8 protein-coding genes are annotated in these 18353 nt (G+C 55.0%); 5 read left to right on the top strand and 3 right to left on the bottom strand.

From position 1 onward, the window contains the following. Nucleotides 1–717 precede the first annotated feature (717 nt). Complete coding sequence (locus tag ACG0Z5_RS01400) at nucleotides 718–8565, top strand: Ig-like domain-containing protein (RefSeq protein WP_394444963.1); 7848 nt, start codon at nucleotides 718–720, stop codon at nucleotides 8563–8565. Between the two features lie 156 nt (nucleotides 8566–8721). Here the strand turns inward: ACG0Z5_RS01400 and ACG0Z5_RS01395 are convergent, their stop codons facing one another. Continuing rightward, nucleotides 8722–9693 carry a LacI family DNA-binding transcriptional regulator gene (locus ACG0Z5_RS01395; RefSeq protein ID WP_394444962.1) on the bottom strand — a complete coding sequence of 324 codons (972 nt, stop codon included), beginning with the start codon at nucleotides 9691–9693 and terminating at the stop codon, nucleotides 8722–8724. A 185-nt stretch (nucleotides 9694–9878) separates the two neighbouring features. Here ACG0Z5_RS01395 and ACG0Z5_RS01390 point away from each other — a divergent pair, with 185 nt between their 5' ends. The 4 genes from ACG0Z5_RS01390 to ACG0Z5_RS01375 are packed head-to-tail and all read left to right on the top strand — an operon-like array spanning nucleotide 9879 to nucleotide 14383. Then, entirely contained in the window at nucleotides 9879–11126 is a 1248-nt protein-coding gene (locus ACG0Z5_RS01390; protein WP_394444961.1) for an MFS transporter, read from the top strand. Further along, on the top strand, nucleotides 11116–12204 hold the full coding sequence (locus tag ACG0Z5_RS01385) for a Gfo/Idh/MocA family protein (protein ID WP_394444960.1): 1089 nt from the start codon (nucleotides 11116–11118) through the stop codon (nucleotides 12202–12204). Before ACG0Z5_RS01390 ends, ACG0Z5_RS01385 begins: the two co-directional genes overlap by 11 nt. After that, the gene (locus tag ACG0Z5_RS01380; protein ID WP_394444959.1) at nucleotides 12204–13268 is read left to right on the top strand and encodes a sugar phosphate isomerase/epimerase family protein; all 1065 of its coding nucleotides are present in this window, start codon (nucleotides 12204–12206) and stop codon (nucleotides 13266–13268) included. Before ACG0Z5_RS01385 ends, ACG0Z5_RS01380 begins: the two co-directional genes overlap by 1 nt. Next, a complete protein-coding gene (locus tag ACG0Z5_RS01375; protein WP_394444958.1) occupies nucleotides 13265–14383 on the top strand; it encodes a Gfo/Idh/MocA family protein in 1119 nt (372 codons plus the stop codon). Before ACG0Z5_RS01380 ends, ACG0Z5_RS01375 begins: the two co-directional genes overlap by 4 nt. 184 nt (nucleotides 14384–14567) lie before the next feature. Here the strand turns inward: ACG0Z5_RS01375 and fdhF are convergent, their stop codons facing one another. Both fdhF and ACG0Z5_RS01365 read right to left on the bottom strand, forming a co-directional pair. Next, the gene (gene fdhF, locus ACG0Z5_RS01370; RefSeq protein ID WP_394444957.1) at nucleotides 14568–16715 is read right to left on the bottom strand and encodes a formate dehydrogenase subunit alpha; all 2148 of its coding nucleotides are present in this window, start codon (nucleotides 16713–16715) and stop codon (nucleotides 14568–14570) included. Nucleotides 16716–16860: 145 nt separating this feature from the next. Beyond that, nucleotides 16861–18333: a nucleobase:cation symporter-2 family protein gene (locus ACG0Z5_RS01365; protein ID WP_394444956.1), complete on the bottom strand. Its 1473-nt coding sequence runs from the start codon at nucleotides 18331–18333 to the stop codon at nucleotides 16861–16863. Nucleotides 18334–18353: the final 20 nt, after the last annotated feature.

The following is an 18353-nucleotide window of genomic DNA, read 5'->3' as shown; positions in this document are numbered from 1 at the left end:
TTCAATAAGCGTTTCGAGATTAGTTTATAAATATAAGTTCTTCAATAGAGGAAAGTGTTGGGTAGGGTAAAGTCAGCGTACCTTATCTGTGTCGCAAATTATTATTTTGAATATTCATTATTTTTAGTGGAATGACCTGGAAAGGTATGTTTTTCCTTTGTTATTGGCTGTTTCCTGAAGAAATTCAAAATACCGAAAAAGTGAATATTAAATAATCATATTGAGATAATCCGCACACTTTAATGTTGATCATTGAATATTGCTGAGAGGGTGTGACTCCTATAGATGAGTGTTTCACTTATTGCATCTTAAAATGTGATGTTCAACACGCATGGTGCAACCGAATATCATCGCGTGAAACTGAATGGCATTGCGTTTTTTTCATCCAATGCCGACTATCATTACCTTTTTAAGAATTCAATTTATTTGGTGTTTAATTTTAAATTAAACATAATAAAGTTATGGGAACTATCTCATTCTGAGCAAGTGTAGTAACGTAACTGCATGTTTCTTGATTATTTCAATGGTGTTGTAAAGTCTATAAAGGCTCTTTCTTATATGCGAATTATTAAATCTGACACACTCAATAAAATTATTGCGGTGGGATGTGTATTTCTACAATTAATGCCTTGTTTTAGCTCCCTGGGTCTGATCATTCCTGTCATGGCTCAGGGTGGGGAGCACTTTCTTCTGCACAACGATACCGCAGAGACTGCCGTGAAAGAAAACCCGTTTGAGCAACAACTCGCCAGTGGCGCTGTTGCTATTGGGACAACGCTTTCGGATGAGGATCGTACCTCATCCGAAGCGCTGTCTGACTACGCGCGTTCGCAGGCCACTAGCGCGATTAACAGTAATGCCGAAGCCTGGCTCAGTCAGTTTGGTACCGCGAGCGTGCAGTTAAGTCTTGAAGAGCAGGGCAAACTTGGCAACAGTAGCGTTGACTGGCTTGTTCCTATCTATGACACACCTAAAAATCTCCTTTTCACTCAGCTTGGCATGCGTCACAAAGACGACCGTAATACGATAAACGTAGGGATCGGCAGCCGATTTTTCCTGGCTAATAACTGGATGTTCGGCCTGAACTCCTTCATCGACAGCGATGTCACCGGTCATAACTACCGTCTCGGTATGGGGATGGAAGCCTGGAGTGATTACCTTAAGCTATCTGCCAATGGGTATCGTCGGCTGAGTGGCTGGCATCAGTCCCATGATTTAGAAGACTATGATGAGCGCCCGGCTAACGGGTTCGATCTTCGGGTGAATGGTTTCTTGCCTGCCTTGCCACAGCTTGGTGGAACGCTGGCATATGAGCAGTACTTCGGTAATGACGTCGCCCTGTTTGGCAAAGACAATCTGCAGAAAAATCCCTATGCGGTGACGGTAGGGGCGAATTATACCCCCATTCCCATGTTGACCTTCAGCGCAGAGCAGCGCATGGGTAAAGGCGATCAAAATGAACTTAATCTGGCGCTCAATCTGACCCTGCAACTGGATAAATCTCTGCGCGAAAACGTGTCACCAGATGCCGTTGACGCGATGCGAAAGCTGTCACATAGTCGTTACGATTTGGTTGAGCGTAATAACGATATCGTACTTGAGTATCGTAAGCAGCAGGTTATCCGTCTGTCGCTGTCACCTGAAACAGTCACCGGCCCTGGTGGGAGCGTACAGGCGCTCACCACGGTAGTGACGGCAAAGCACGGCCTTAAAAATATAGCCTGGCAAGGTGCATCCTACACCGCAGCCGGCGGTAAAGTCGCAAAAGTCGATGCTACGCATTATCGGCTGACGCTGCCGCGTTGGCAGGCGGCGCAGACTGCACAGGCAGCAAAGAAAGGAGCCTATGCGACAAGTGACGCCAGCCTTATCCTTAATACCTATGTTCTGACCGCCGTGGCCGAGGACAGTAAGGGGAATCGCTCCCCGTCCGAGCAGGTCACCGTCCAGGTAACGCCTCCCGTGGCGCATTTTATGGGTGATGCTTCGGTTGAGGGCGATTACGCGCCGCCAGATGGAACGACACCTGTGAAAGTGCTTTATCACATCGTCAATGGTGATAACCAGGCGGTGATGGGCGAAAAGGTTGCTTTTGGCATCACCTTTGCTGACGGAACAAGCGGAACCCAGTCTGTCAATTCTGATAAAAACGGCGAAGCCGCTCTAATGCTGACCAGTATCGTTGCCGGTGAAGCACAGGTGGTGGCACAGCTTTCAGACGGTGAAAGCAGTCGGTCCACGGTGCATTATGCCGATTCCCAACCTGATGCGGCGCACTCCAGCCTGAGTGCCTCTCCAGCCATACTGGTCGCTAACGGCATTGAAAAAAGCACGTTAGCGCTGACGGTGCAGGACAGCCTATCTCGACCGGTGAGTGGTCTAACGTCGGTTGCTTTTGCATTATCAGGTGTTTCCGGAACGACACTCAGTGACGTCAGTGAACCCCGGGCGGGTGAGTATGTCGCCACGCTCAGCGGGATAGTGGCGGGTGAGGTTACCGTCACGCCAACGCTTGAAGGTAAACCCATGTCGGGTTTAGGTGCCCGCATCAGTCTGACCAGTGACGAGAGCAGTGCGCATATTGCAACAGGGGATATGACGGTGGTGGCTAATAACGCCTTAGCCGACGGTGTCAGCCAGAACCGCGTCAATGTCCTGGTGTCCGATGCTAACGGCAACCCGGTAGCCGGGCAGGTCGTTCAATTTAGCGCGAACAATGGTGCAACGCTTGCGGCATCGGCAACGACGGATGATAAGGGCACGATCGCGATGCCGTTGACCAGTCTCACCGCTGGTGTGGTAACGGTAACGGCGACGATTAACGGGCAAACTCAACAGGTAGATACTACCTTCACCGCTGACGCCCAATCTGCACAAATCGCCACCGGGGATTTAACCGTTGTTACCGATAATGCCCTCGCTGACGGTGTTGCAGAAAATCGAATTAATGTCAGGGTTACGGATGCTCAGGGAAATGCGTTGCCGGATGTCACCGTCAACTTTAGTGCGGACAACGGCGCTCAAATCGCCGCCACGGCGGTGACCGGGGCTGATGGGACGGTACAGCAACCGCTCACCAGCATGGTCGCAGGCAGTAGTCATATTGTCGCCAGTGTGAATGACAGTCGTCAGGGTATTGATCTGACCTTCACCGCGGACAGTGGCACAGCGACCATTGCTACCGGCGATCTGAGCGTAATAACGAATAACGCGCTGGCGAACGGGGTACAGACCAACCTTGTTCAGGTCAAAGTGACCGATGCCAACGGCAATCCCCTGTCCGACCAGCGAGTGACCTTTACCGTCAGTAACGGTGCGACCGTGGCGGCAGCGGGCAATACGGACAGTCAAGGCATCGTAGAAATGCCTGTTACCAGCAACACGGCGGGTGACAGCACGCTCACAGCAACGATTAATGGCCACAGCCAGAGCGTAACGATGACATTTAATGCAGACGCGTCGACGGCGGAGATAGCCAGCGGGGCACTTACTGTCCTTGCTGATAATGCGATTGCAGATGGTCATGCAGAGAATCAAGTTCAGGTCAAAGTGACCGATGCCAACGGCAATGTGTTGTCAGGTCAGTCAGTCAGCTTTAGCGCCAGCAATGGCGCGACAATTATTGCGTCCGGCAAAACAGACAATCAGGGGCTACTGATAGCACCAGTCACCAGCATGAGCGCCGGTCTGAGCACCATTACCGCCACGGTCAACAACAGCCATCAGACGGTTGACGTTACGTTCAACGCCGATGCAAGCACGGCCACCATTGCGGCAGGCGCATTAACGGTGACCACGGATAACGCCCTGGCGAATGGCAGTGCTGCTGACCAAATCCAGGTCATTGTCACGGATGCCGGAGGAAATACCCTGGCCGGGCAGAAAGTGAGTTTCAGTGCCAGCAATGGGGCGATGATTGCCGCCAGTGCGATGACCGACAACAATGGGCGCGTGCAACTGCCTGTAACCAGCACCACGGCAGGAACCAGCACGGTCAAAGCGATAGCAGGGAGCAGTAGTCAAACGGTTGACCTGCACTTTGTGGCGGATGCCTCTACGGCGCAGATTACAACCGATGCACTCTCCGTATTGGATGACAATGCCCTGGCGAATGGTCAATCCGTTAACCGAATCGCTGTACAGGTAACGGATGCCAACGGTAATCCACTGGAAGGCCAAATCGTGAACTTCACTGCCAGTAACGGTGCTGTCATTGCCAGCAGCGCGACGACGGGATCCGATGGCACATTGCAAGCGTCGCTAACCAGTACCCGCGCGGGTGCCAGCACGGTGACGGCGGCCATCAACGGCAGCAGTCAACGCGTGGAGGTTACCTTCATACCTGACGGTAGCACGGCGCAGATTACGACGGGCAATATGACGATTATTAGCGACAACGCCGTCGCTAACGGCAGTGCTCAGAATCAGGTCCAGGTCAAAGTGACTGATGCGAACAACAATCCGCTAGCCGATCAGACCGTCAGTTTCAGCGCCACGGATGGGGCGCAGGTAAATGCCAGCGGTAAGACGGGCGCTGACGGCACATTGAAGATGAACATCACCAGCGTTCATGCGGGGATCAGCACGGTGACTGCCGGCGTGAATGGTAAGAGCCAGAGTGTGGATGTCACCTTTAAGGCGGACACCTCAACGGCCGAGATTGCCAGCGGCAACATGACCGTCATGGTCAATAATGCAAAAGCGGACAACACCGCCGCTAACATTGTTCGTGTAGTAGTCACGGATGCGAACGGTAACCCGCTGGCCGGTCAGCAGGTTAATTTCAGCGCAGATAACCAGGCCGCGATCGCCGCTCAGGGCAGTACCGACGATGCAGGCATCATTGAAGAATCGATTACCAGTACCCGGGCTGGCGACAGCCAGATAACGGCGACGGTCAACGGCAGCCAGCGGAGCGTCACGGTGACCTTCCTGGCCGATGGTAATTCGGCCCATATATCCTCCGGATCGCTGAAGGTGACCGCCAACAACGCGGTGGCCAACGGTAGCGCCACCAATCAAGTGCAGGCGACGGTTGTGGATGAGCACGATAACCCGGTGAACGGTGCGACCGTTCTCTTCAGCGCCAGCAATGGCGCGGCGATCGACGCCCAGGGCACCACGGATGCATCAGGTAACGTTACGGTGTCACTGGCGAGTAAAACGGCAGGGGTCAGTACAGTCACCGCGACGGTCAACGGCGGCAGCCAGACAACGGACGTTACGTTTATCGCAGACAGCAGCACCGCAACAATCCGCGAAGGCGACCTTTCGGTGATAACCGACAACGCCATTGCTAATGGTATAGCAGCCAACCAGGTCCAGGTGAGCGTCAGCGATGCGAACGGTAACCCGGTGGCAGGACAACGTGTCGATTTCACCGCCAGTAATGGCGCAACGGTGGTCAGCAGCGGCACGACGGGCACCGATGGCTCGCTTATCGTACCGGTGACCAGCATGAAGGCTGATAAAAGTACGATTCAGGTGACGGTGAATAACACCTCTTTATCCACCGAGGTGACCTTCGTGGCTGACGCCAGCACGGCGCAGATAGCCGACGGAGCGTTGTCAATCGAGTCGAATAATGCGGTGGCTAACGGTTCAACGCCTAATGCCGTACGCGTAAGGGTGACGGACAAAAACGGCAACAGTGTCAGCGGACAGCGGGTCAGTTTTAGTGCAACCAATAGCGCAACGATGGGGGCGAGCGGAACCACGGATACAAACGGGAGCCTGATTATGCCGGTGACCAGCCTGACCGCAGGGATAAGCACGGTGACGGCGTCGGTCAACAGCAGCAGTCAAAGCATTGATCTGACCTTTGTGGCCGATAGTAGCAGCGCCCAGATAGCCACGGGTAATATGACCGTAACGGCTGATAATGCAGTGGCTAATGGACAGGGCAGTAATCAGGTCCAGGTTCTGGTCACGGATGCCAACGGCAACCCACTCGCAAACCAGACGGTCAACTTTACCGCCAGTAATGGCGCATCCATTGACGACAGCGCGATAACGGATGCACAAGGGCGCATCACGCAGTCTCTTACCAGCCTGGTCGCCGGGCCGAGCACGGTGACAGCAACGGTCAATGGCAGCAGCCAGAGCGTGGGCGTTACCTTCCTGGCCGACAGCGACACGGCACAGGTAGCGGCGGGGAATATGACCGTTACCATCAATAATGCTGTGGCTAACGGCGTGGACGCAAACGAAGTTGACGTTAAGGTTACCGATGCCAATGGCAATTCGCTGGCCGGTCAGAGCATCGCATTTAGCGCCAGCAATAGTGCGACGATGGCCGCCAGTGCGGTGACCGCCGAAGATGGCTCGGCTCGGGTTCCCGTCACCAGCCTTAAGGCCGGGACCAGCACGATTACGGCGACGATCAATGGCAGCAGCCAGAGTGTGGATGTGACCTTCGTGTCTGACAGCAGTACCGCTCAGATATCGTCGGGCGATCTTACTGTCATCACCAATAACGCGCTTGCAGATGGTTCAGCAGTCAATCAGGTACAGGTCAAGGTGAGTGATGCGCAAGGCAACCCGGTATCCGGCCAGGTTATCAGCTTCAGCGCTGGCAATGGCGCTGCGATTTCCGCCAGCGCCACGTCGGATGATGCGGGGAGCGCTATTGTCGATGTGACCAGTACAATCGCAGGGAATAGCACCATCACGGCGACCGTTAACGGCAGCAGTCAGCGGGTGGACGTGACCTTTACTGCTGATACAGAGACAGCGCAGATTGCCGATGGAGATTTAACGGTGGTCAGCGATAATGCAATCGCCGATGGAAATCAGTCGAATAGCGTGAAAGTCCGGGTCACCGATGCCAAGGGTAACCCGCTGGCAGGACAGACAGTCAGTTTCAGTGTGGATAATGGCGCGACGAAAGGACTTCCGGGCCTGACCGACAGTAACGGGGAAACAACGCTCACCGTTGGGAACACCATGGCTGGGGTAACCAACGTGACCGCAACTATTAATAACAGCAGCCAGAGTATTGCTCTGCACTTCATTGCTGACGGTAGCACGGCTGCTATTGCCAGCGGGGATATGATCCTGCTTAGCGACAATGCTAAAGCAAATGGCAGCGATCCGGATACGGTGCAGGTGACGGTGAAAGATGCCAACGGCAATTTGGTGGCGGCGCAGGTTGTTAACTTCATCGCGGATAACAATGCGGTGGTTGCGTCAAGCAGCACAACCAATGAGCAAGGTATCGTCACGATACCGGTGACCAGTATTCATGCAGGATCAAGCACGGTAACGGCAACCGTCAATGGCAGCACTGAAAGCCTGACCGCGACCTTTGTGGCAGATAGCAGCACGGCGCAAATTCTCGCCGGAGATATGCTGGTCACGGCCAACGGGGCGCTGGCTGACGGCAAAGCGCAGAACCAGGTGCAAGTCACGGTGAAGGATGCTAACGGTAACGTCGTCGACGGGGCTGATGTGGCATTCAGTGCTACGAATGGCGCTGTAGTGCCTACCTCAGCTCAGACTGATGCGAAGGGTGTGGTTAGCGTACCGGTGACAACGATTCAGTCAGGTATCAGTGAAGTGACGGCCAGCATCAACGGCAGCAGCCAGACCGTGGAGCTCACCTTTATCGCCGCCACCATTCCGGTGATTACCGGCGTAGAAGATGATGCTGGGATCCACACAGGAACATTAACCAGCGGTAAGGTGACGGATGATTCTTTACCCACGCTGAGCGGCACGGCGGACAGTAATGCGACCGTACGCCTGTTTGATAATGGCACGCTGGTAGGCAGCACGACAGCAAGTGAAGAGGGCGCATGGAGCGTCACACCGGATAATGCCTTAACCGGCGAAGGGGATCATTCCCTGAGCGTGACAGGGGCATTGACGGCTGAAGGCGAGCAGTCTTCCGCATCTGGTGCTTTCATCCTTAATCTGGACACCGTGGCACAGTTACCGGTCATTGAGAGTGTGACCGACAGTAATGGTGAGGTTGAACATACAGGAACAACCAACGGTGACAGCGTTTCGCTGTCAGGCACAACGGAGCCAGACGCGACGGTGGACGTGTATGTGCTGCGCATGGCTGACCGCATCCTGGCCCCAGTGGGCACTGTAGTGGCTAACAGCAGTGGTAACTGGCAAATCGCCATCACCGATATGAGGGTGTTCCAAACTACAGGGGAATACCAATTCCAGGCTAAAACCACGGATATTGCAGGTAACAGCTCCAAAACCTCCGATATGGACCCGTATATTGTGAATTACCTAAGCTGGCCAGCCCCGCAGGGAACCCCAGAATATACGATTACAGGGAGCGGGGAGAGTGTCTCGCAAAGCCAGGTGGAGTCATTGCTAAGCGGTACCGGGAATGCGCTGTTTAACGTTGTTGCCTCCGGCGGTTATAACCCGACGCTTGACTTGCCTGCATCGTCTGCAGCGAATACCGGCAATCGGGTTTACATCTCAGTCGGCAGTAATGTCGGCTTGGGCCTGAAACAGAATGGGGGGGGTATAAAAACGTTAAGTGCAAATACCAACAGTACCTGGTATTCGACTGGAACAACCTGGAAACAAATTTACTGATAGCCTTTCGCCACGCTGAATTTCGCCACGCTGATGTAGAGCGTGGCGAAAGTTCATCTGGTTTTGCAATGGAGGACATCCTGAAGGGAATAACAACTGAACCTTTATATTTCACCTTAAATGTTTGTCCGAGTAAGCGCGCGTAAAGCGTTCCCCCTACACCGATCCCCGCACTACCAGCTTCCAGTCCAGAATTTCATTCACCGTTTCCACCTCCGGGTTATCAATTCTCTCTAACAGGAGCTGTACGCTGCGCACGCCCAACTGGTGCATTGGCTGTTCGACCGTGGTCAGCGGCGGGTGGGTTACCGAGCCGAACGGCACGCCGTCGAAGCCCATAATAGCTACGTCTTGCGGTACTCGCAGTCCGTTCATGTGGGCGTAATGTAATGCCCCTCCGGCTAATGCGTCCGAGATGGCAAACACGGCGTCCGGTGGCTCCGGCATGGTAAACAGTTCCGCCATTGCCTGTACACCTGCCTGATATTCGAGACTGTCCGCATAAACTACGGCCTGCCAGGCACTGCTTGTCGCCGACCGGTAACCTGCCTCACGCTGCTGGGAATAGAGGTAACGCAGATCGCCGTTGATCAGCGCGATACGCTTGTAGCCCGCATTGGTAAGGTGATCCACCGCAGCCGCGGCCGCTTTGAAGTTATCGATCGTTACGGAAGAGGCGTTATAGCTCGGATCACCTTCGCCGCACTGCACCCACGGGGAATCGCCGATAAGCGTCGTTAAACCCGGCAGACAGCTGATGGCATCCATGGTGATCACGCCGTCCACAACTTTGCCGCTCAGCAATTGCAGATAGGCGGATTCGCGCGTCAGTCGGGATTCAGAGTTACACAGAAGAATGTGGTAGCCGTGTTTTTCCGCTTCTTCCTCAATGCCGCGCACGACGCGGGCACAGAAGGGGTTGGTGATGTTGGAGACAAGAACCAATAACATGCGGCTGCGCGCCGTACGAAGCTGACGGGCGAGCAGGTTAGGCTGGTAGTCGCAGGACTCAATGGCAGCCAGTACCTTGTCACGGGTATGGGGCTTAACCGCAGGATTGCCGTTTAGCACTCTGGAGACGGTGGCGGTGGAGACACCTGCGGTACGCGCGACTTTCTCTATCGACATGCTGATCCTTTAAGCGCATTGGCTATTTGTGAAGCACATTCCAGATTTGCATCAATAGTATCAAATAATCCGCAGACAGGATGGCAACCCTTCTGAAATCGATTACATTTTTAGTGTTCTGTTAATGTAATCGATTACAAAAATAACTTCTTACCCTTAAATCAATACTCTGTCGTGGAGGATGTATGTCTTCTCAATCAGCCGTTGGGGCTCAGGTTCTTACCCATAAATGGGTGATCCCGCGCCTGTCGTTAATGATGTTTCTGGAATTTTTCGTCTGGGGTGCCTGGTACGTAACGCTGGGCGTAGTGATGGGCAAATACGGGCTGAGCGCGGTGATAGGGGATGCGTACTCCACCGGGCCAATCGCCTCGATCCTTTCGCCGTTCGTGCTCGGGATGCTGGTGGACCGTTTCTTTGCCTCGCAGAAAGTGCTGGGCATCCTGCATCTGGTTGGTGCGGCGCTGCTGTGGTGGCTGCCGAGCATGTTTGAAAGCGGGCAAAGCGGCCTGCTGTGGGTGGTTTTCGCCTACATGCTTTGCTATATGCCGACCATCGCGCTCAGCAACAACGTCGCGTTCCACAGCCTGGCAAACAGCGAGAAGGGCTTCCCGATCGTGCGCGCCTTCGGCACCATCGGCTGGATTGTTGCCGGTCTGATTGTCGGGATGAGCGGGCTGTCTGACAGCACTGGGATCTTTACCATGGCCGCCGTTGCCTCGGTGGTGCTGGGCATCTACAGCTTCACGCTGCCCAACACGCCAGCGCCGGATCGCGGCAAACCTCTCTCCATGCGTGACCTGGTCTGCGCCGATGCCTTCGCGCTGCTGAAGCAAAAACACTTCATGGTGTTTATCATCTGCGCCACGCTGATCTCCATTCCTCTGGCCGCTTACTACGCCTACGCCGCGCCGTTTATCTCTGCGCTGGGCTTTGAAAACGTCAGCGGGGTAATGGCCTTCGGGCAGATGTCCGAGCTGCTGTTTATGCTGCTGATCCCGTTCTTCTTCCGCCGCCTGGGCATCAAAATGATGCTGCTGATCGGTATGCTGGCGTGGTTTGCGCGTTACGCCATGTTCGCGCTGAGCATTGCAGAGGAAACCCGCTGGATGATTTACATCGGCATTATCCTGCACGGGGTGTGCTACGACTTCTTCTTCGTTATCGGTTTTATCTATACCGATAAAGTGGCGGGGGACAAGGTGAAAGGCCAGGCGCAGAGCCTGTTGGTGCTGTTCACCTACGGGTTGGGAATGCTCATCGGCTCGCAGATCAGCGGCGCGGTGTTCAACCGCTCGGTCACCGCGCAGGGGGCCGAGGCGCTGGTTCAGTGGCAGCACTTCTGGTGGATGCCAGCAATCGCCGCGGTCGTTATCGCCGCGATCTTCTTCTTCACCTTCCATTACAAAGAAGGTGCGGATAATGGCAGATAGAGCACTCCGGGTGCTGGTAGTGGGCTGCGGCAATATGGGCGCAGCCCACGCTCTGGCCTATCAAGCACTTCCGGAATTTACGCTCTGCGGTCTGGTCGCCCGTGGAGACTCTAAAAATCGTCTTCAGCGGCAGCTGGGGGCCGATCTCCTGCTGTTCAATGATATGCAGGAGGCGATTAAACAGACCCAAGCGGATGCGGTTTGTATCGCTACCTGGCCGGACACCCATGAAGCGCTCGCGCTGACGGCCCTGGCCGCCGGTTGCCATGTCTTTATCGAGAAACCCATTGCCACCACCGTTTCCGGTGCGAAACGCGTAGTGGCAACGGCCCAACTGGCGGGTAAAAAAGTCGTCGTTGGCTACATTCTTCGTCATCACCCGATCTGGCAGCAGTTTATCGAGCTGGCACATACCCTCGGTAAACCGCTGGTGATGCGTATGAACCTCAACCAGCAGAGTGCCGGGGCCGCCTGGCACACCCACAAAATGCTGATGCAGTCGCTGTCGCCGATTGTGGACTGCGGCGTGCACTATCTGGACGTGATGTGCCAGATGACCCAGGCCAGCCCGCTTTCGGTCAGCGCTATCGGCGTGCGGTTAAGCGATGAAATCCCGGAAAAACAGTTTAATTACGGCCAGCTCCAGGTGCGCTTTACCGATGGGTCGGTAGGCTGGTACGAGGCGGGCTGGGGGCCGATGATGAGCCAGACGGCGTTCTTTATTAAGGACGTTATCGGCCCGGAGGGTTCCGCCTCCATTGTTGCCCGTGAGGCGGGCGGTGAAGGGCAGTCCGCAAACGTTGAAGCGCATACCCGCACGGAGTCCCTGCGTCTGCATCACTCCCGGTTAAACGCCGACGGCGTGTTTGCCCGAATGGATGAATGGATAAGCGCTACCAGCGAACCCGACCACTTTGAACTCTGCCGGATGGAACAACAGTTCTTTGCCCGTGCAATTCTTGACGATAACGATTTAACGCAGCACCAGCAGCAGGCCATTGAGAGCCTGGCGGTGGTGCTGGCGGCTGACCTCGCGGCACGCGAGCAGCGCATGGTGAACATTCAGGAGGTTTCGTAATGAAAACGCTAAAAGGGCCATCCATTTTCCTTTCCCAGTTTATCGGTGACAGACCGCCGTTTAACTCGCTGGAAACCCTGGCGGCCTGGGCTGCTGGACTGGGCTACAAAGCGGTGCAGATCCCGACGCATCTGCCGCATATTTTCGATCTGTCCAAAGCCGCAGAAAGCAAAGACTACTGCGCGGAAATCAGCGGCACGCTGGCTAACGTCGGTCTGCAAATCAGCGAGCTTTCAACGCATTTGCAGGGTCAACTGATTGCCGTGCATCCGGCTTACGACGCCGCGTTTGCTGGTTTTGCCCCACCGGAGCTGGCGCACGATGCTAAGGCCCGCCAGCAGTGGGGCGTTGAAAGCCTGAAGCAGGCGGCGCGGGCTTCGCAAAACCTGGGCCTGAAGGCCCACGCCACGTTCTCCGGCGCGCTGGCCTGGCCTTATTTCTATCCGTGGCCACCGCGCAATGCCGTACTTATCGATGAGGCCTTTAAAGAGCTGGCAAACCGCTGGCGGCCCGTGCTGGATGTTTTTGACGAGGCTGGCGTCGACGTTTGTTATGAGCTACATCCCGGCGAAGATTTGCATGATGGCGTCACGTTCGAGCGTTTTCTGAAACTCGTTGATAACCATCCGCGTTGCAATATTCTTTTTGACCCAAGCCACATGTTGCTGCAGCACATGGACTACCTCGGCTTTATCGATCTTTATCACTCCCGTATTAAGGCCTTCCATGTAAAAGATGCGGAGTTTCAACGCTCTGCCCGCAGCGGCGTATATGCAGGATTCCAGCCGTGGGTTGAACGTCCAGGGCGTTTCCGTTCGCTGGGCGACGGGCAGGTCGATTTTAAAGGCATTTTCAGCAGGCTGGCGCAGTACGACTACGAGGGGTGGGCGACGCTTGAGTGGGAATGCTGTCTGAAATCGGGCGAAGCGGGCGCGCGCGAAGGGGCGACGTTTATCGCAGACCACATCATTCCCGTTGCTGACTATGCTTTTGACGATTTTGCCCAGCACGAGAGCGACACCGCCGCAGTGCGTAAAATGCTAGGACTGGAGGGGGAACGATGAAAAAACGTATACGTTTAGGCATGGTGGGCGGCGGTGAAGGTTCGTTTATTGGCGGCGTGCATCGCATCGCGGCGCGGCTGGACGATCAGTTTGAGCTGGTTGCGGGCGCGTTTTCCTCTTCGCCGGAGGTGGCAAAACGCAGCGGAGAAGCGCTGTTTGTCGAACCCGATCGCTGTTACGCAAGCTGGCAGGAGATGGCGGAACAAGAGGTCGCAAGATCGGACGGTATTGAAGCCGTAGCCATCGTCACGCCTAATTTCCTCCACGTTCCCATCGCCAAAGCATTTGTTGAAAAGAAAATTCATGTCATTTGCGACAAGCCGCTGGGCGTCAGCCTTGCGGAAGGGGAAGCGCTGGCGTTTCTTATCAAGCAGAGCGGTTCCCATTTCATTCTGACCCATAACTACAGCGCGCTGCCGATGGTGCGTGAGGCAAGGGCGCGCATCGCTAACAGCGAAATTGGCGATGTCCGCAACGTGGAAGTGGAATATTTGCAGGGCTGGCTGAACGACCGGCTGGAATTAACGGACAACAAGCAGGCCAGCTGGCGCGGCAAAGCGCAGTTTGCAGGGGCAGGGGCGATTGGCGACATTGGCACCCACGCCTGGCAGCTGGCGGCGTTTGTCAGCGGTATGGAGCCAGAATCCATTCGCGGCGAGCTGCTGACCCGCATTGAAGGGCGCGAACTGGACGACGAAGTTTACGCCGAAATGCGTTATGCCAACGGCGCCAGGGGCCGCCTGTGGGCAAGCCAGGTTGCGCCGGGCTTTGAAAACGATCTGCGTTTGCGAATTGTGGGGAGTCGGGGCAGCATCTGCTTCCGCCAGCAGCAGCCGGAGATTCTGGAAATCCATCCGCTGCACGGGAATAGTTACGTTGTCACGCGTAACGGCGTGAATAATCATGATTCTATCCGCCATCAGTGCCGCACGCCTGCGGGTCACCCGGAGGGCTATCTGGAAGGTTTCGCGCAAATCTACCGTGAGGCGGCAACGAAAATTCGCGGTGGCACAACGCCGCTGCTGCCGGGGATTATGGAAGGGCTGTCCGGGATGCGCTTTATTGAAACCCTGCGCGCCAGCAGCGACCAGGGCGGAGTGTGGATGGACTGGTAGCAAAATTCATGTTCGTTTGGGACAACACAACCGACTATGTAGGGGCGACCATTCCATTAACAAAGCCGTCATGATGCAGTACCTCTAACACTCAGCATAAGTGTGGCAGGACTTATGCTGAGGGAGGAACGTCCATCACATCACGACAAAGTGTAGTGGCTCAGGAAAACCGCATAAATCAAACTCACCCCTTAGCGCTTTCCCTCAACCGATCCTTTAGTTTGTCATACTCCTCAATCACATACCGCTCCGCTGCTTGCTGATCGGCAATCCGCTCAATGTTCACTGCGCAGTATTTGTATTCCGGCGTTTTGGTTATTGGACTCAGATTTTCGGTTACCAGCTCGTTGCAGGCGCCGATCCACCATTGGTAGGTCATATATACCGCGCTGAGGTTGGGGCGATCACTGACTTTCGCCCGGGTGATCACCTTGCCCTTACGGGAGTTAACCCACACCAGCTCCTCATCCTCGATCCCCAGACGCCGGGCGTCGGCGGTGTTGATTTGCGCGTAACCGGGCTCGTCGGCCAGCTTCGCTAGCGCGGCACAGTTGCCGGTCATCGAACGGCAGGAGTAGTGGCCGACTTCCCGCACCGTCGATAGCACCATCGGATACTCCTCGCTGAGTTTGTCCAACGGTGCCTGCCATTCGCAAGTGAAAAACTGCGCCAACCCGTTTGGGGTAGAGAAGCTCTCCTCGAACAGATACGATGTTCCCTGGTCGGCGTCTGACTCATCGCAACACGGCCACTGGATATAGCCCAGCTCGCCCATTTTCTCGTAGGTAGCGCCAAAGAAGTTAGGGCAGAGGTGGCGCAACTCGTCCCAGATCTGCTTCGTATTATCGTAATGCATTGGGAAGCCCATTCGGGTGGCTATCTCACAGATAATCTGCCAGTCGGTCTTCAGGTCCCATTTCGGTTCAACGGCCTTGAAGAAGCGCTGGAAGCCGCGATCTGCTGCGGTATATACCCCTTCATGTTCACCCCAGGAGGTGGAAGGCAGGATGACGTCTGCCGCAGCAGCCGTTTTGGTCATAAAAATATCCTGCACGATCACCAGCTCCAGACCTTCAAAGGCTTTACGCACTTCGGAAAGGTCGGCATCGGTCTGTAGTGGGTCCTCGCCCATGATATAGGCAGCGCGGACTTCGCCGTGGGTCACCCGGTGTGGCAACTCGCTGATGCGGTAGCCACTATGTTCCGGGAGGCTCTCCACGCCCCAGGCTTTGGCAAATTTCTCGCGGTGCGCCGGGTTATTGACGTACTGATAGCCCGGATAGGTATCCGGTAGCGCCCCCATGTCGCAGGCACCCTGGACATTATTCTGGCCGCGCACCGGGTTGACGCCGACGTGCGGCTTGCCGAGATTGCCAGTGAGGATCGCAAGGCTTGTGAGGGAGCGCACGGTTTCTACGCCCTGCCAGAATTGGGTCACGCCCATCCCCCATAGGATGGTGGCGGTTTTCGCCGTGGCGTACATTCTTGCGCAGTCGCGGATCTGCCTGGCGCTGATGCCGGTTATTTTCTCAACCGACTCAGGGGTATAGCTCTCAACGATGCTGCGATAATTGTCGAAGCCTTCCGAGCGATTGGCCACAAACGATTTATCATAGAGATCTTCTTTGATTATCACGTGGCCAATAGCGTTGAGCAGGGCAATATTAGATCCATTATGCAGCGCGAGGTGCATATCAGCGATGCGCGCCGTTTCAATTTTGCGCGGATCGCAAACGATAATTTTTCCCCCATTGCGTTTGGCGTTAAGAATATGATTCGCCACAATCGGGTGAGAATCTGCCGGGTTATACCCGAAGATAAACACTAAATCGGTATTATCGATCTCAGTGATAGCATTACTCATGGCGCCGTTACCGACCGACTGGTGCAGACCTGCAACCGAGGGGCCGTGTCAGACACGTGCGCAGCAGTCGACGTTATTGGTACCAATAACGGCGCGCGCAAATTTCTGCATGATGTAGTTGGTTTCATTCCCGGTACCGCGTGATGAACCGGTGGTCTGAATGGCATCCGGGCCGTATTTATCTTTGATCGCGCTGAGGCGGCTCGCCACATAATCGAGCGCTTCGGCCCAGGATACGGACTCCAGTTTGCCGCCTCGCTGGCGGCGAATCATCGGTTTTTTCAGGCGCGGGGTGAGGATCTGTGGATCGTCAATAAAATCCCAGCCGTAGTAGCCTTTCAGACATAGGGTTCCCTGGTTGTTTTTCCCCATCGCCGCATCGGCGCGGGTAATTTTGCCATTATCCATCGTTAGCTGCATTTTGCAGCCGGAGGCGCAGTAGGGGCAGACGGTTGTTACAGTATTCATAGCAATGTTCCTGATGAAACCAAACTTAGAACAGCAGACCGAAGCTGAAGCGGCTGTTGATACCGAGCTCGACTGCCTGCTGCACGGTAGGGAGTGCCAGCAGCAGGAGCGTTATCAGCGCAAACACAAGGCGAATGAGCATGATTTATTCTTCCTGGGGTTCCTCGGGAAGCTGATCTTTCTTCACTTTCCGCAGCAGTAGCCACATTCTGACCGTTCTGACGGCCATGTTGCGCGCCGCTGAACTGGGCGGAGCCGGGTCGGGTGTCAGGGCTTCGTGGCTGACGCGTAACGGAACGCTACCGTTGAGCGTTAGGTTGGCGACAATGGCGGTCAGGGTGCCGATGGTGATCCCGCTGTGCAGGAACAGCTGAATCATGGGTGAAAACTGCGTGAACAGATTAGGCACCAGCACCGGCATCATACCCAACCCGAGGGTCAGGGCGACCACCATGCCGTTATTGTTGTTTTTATAGTTAACCTGGCCGAGAGTTCGTATCCCCGATACGGCAACCATACCGAACATCACGATGCCCGCACCGCCGAGAATGGGTTTCGGGATAAGCACCACCAGCGCCGCCATCTTGGAAAAGACCCCCATCAGAATCAGAATGATACCTGACATTGACACCACAAATCGGCTGCGCACTCCGGTCAATCCGATCAGGCCAACATTCTGCGCAAAGGCGGAGTAGGGGAAGAGGTTAAAGAAGCCGCAGAAAGTCGTGGCGATGCCGCATGTGTTAAGCCCATTTCGTAGCATTGTGGCATCGACTTTTTTACCGACAATCTCGCCAGTGGCCATCATCGAGGACATCGTTTCCACCATCACCACCACCATTACCATGGAGAGCAGGGCGGCAGGGATAATGTGAAACTCCGGTCTGGCAAATGGCATCAGCTTCGGCAGATGCAGCCATGGCGTGGCATTCACCAGACTGAAGTCGAGCGGCCTAAAAAAACTCCAGAGCACGGTGCCGATGATCAGACCAATCAGCACTGAGGTGTTTTTCAGCACTCCGGAGGCAAAGGTATAGATATTCAGAATGATAACAAGGGTAACGAAGGCCATTATCAGCGCGAAAGGCGCCCCGAAGCCTGCCATCTCACTGTTGCCACCACCGATCCAGCCGCCCGCAACCGGCATAATCGACATGCCGATAAGAGCCACGATGCTGCCCATTACCACTTTCGGGAAGAAACGAATCAGTTTGCTTATCCACGGGGCGCAGCAAAGGATAAATATCCCCGAAACGATCACTGCACCGGAAATGCCGCCGATCCCGTACTCTTTACCTATCAGCACCATCGGGATCAGTGCCGCAAAGGTACAGCCCTGAATCAGCGGTAGCTTGCAGCCCAGTCTCTTGCCGATGCCCAGCGACTGCACAATAGTGGCGATACCGCAGATAAAAAGATCGGCGCTGATTAACAAAATAATGTGATCGGGTGGCAAACCCACCGCATTACCGACCACCAGTGGAACCGCCACCGCGCCCGCATACATCACCAACACATGTTGCAGGCCATAAAGGAACATCTGTGTGATGGGTAATATTTCATCAACAGGCGGGACATAACCCGAAATTCGTGAGGCCGGAATGGCATTATCTTTCATGAAATTGTTGTCTCCTGTAC

The sequence above is a fragment of the Scandinavium sp. M-37 genome, from assembly GCF_043558715.1.
Classification (GTDB): Bacteria; Pseudomonadota; Gammaproteobacteria; order Enterobacterales; family Enterobacteriaceae; genus Scandinavium; species Scandinavium vulneris_A.
Note: the sequence above shows the minus strand (reverse complement) of the source record. Positions and strands in the feature narration are given on the sequence as shown.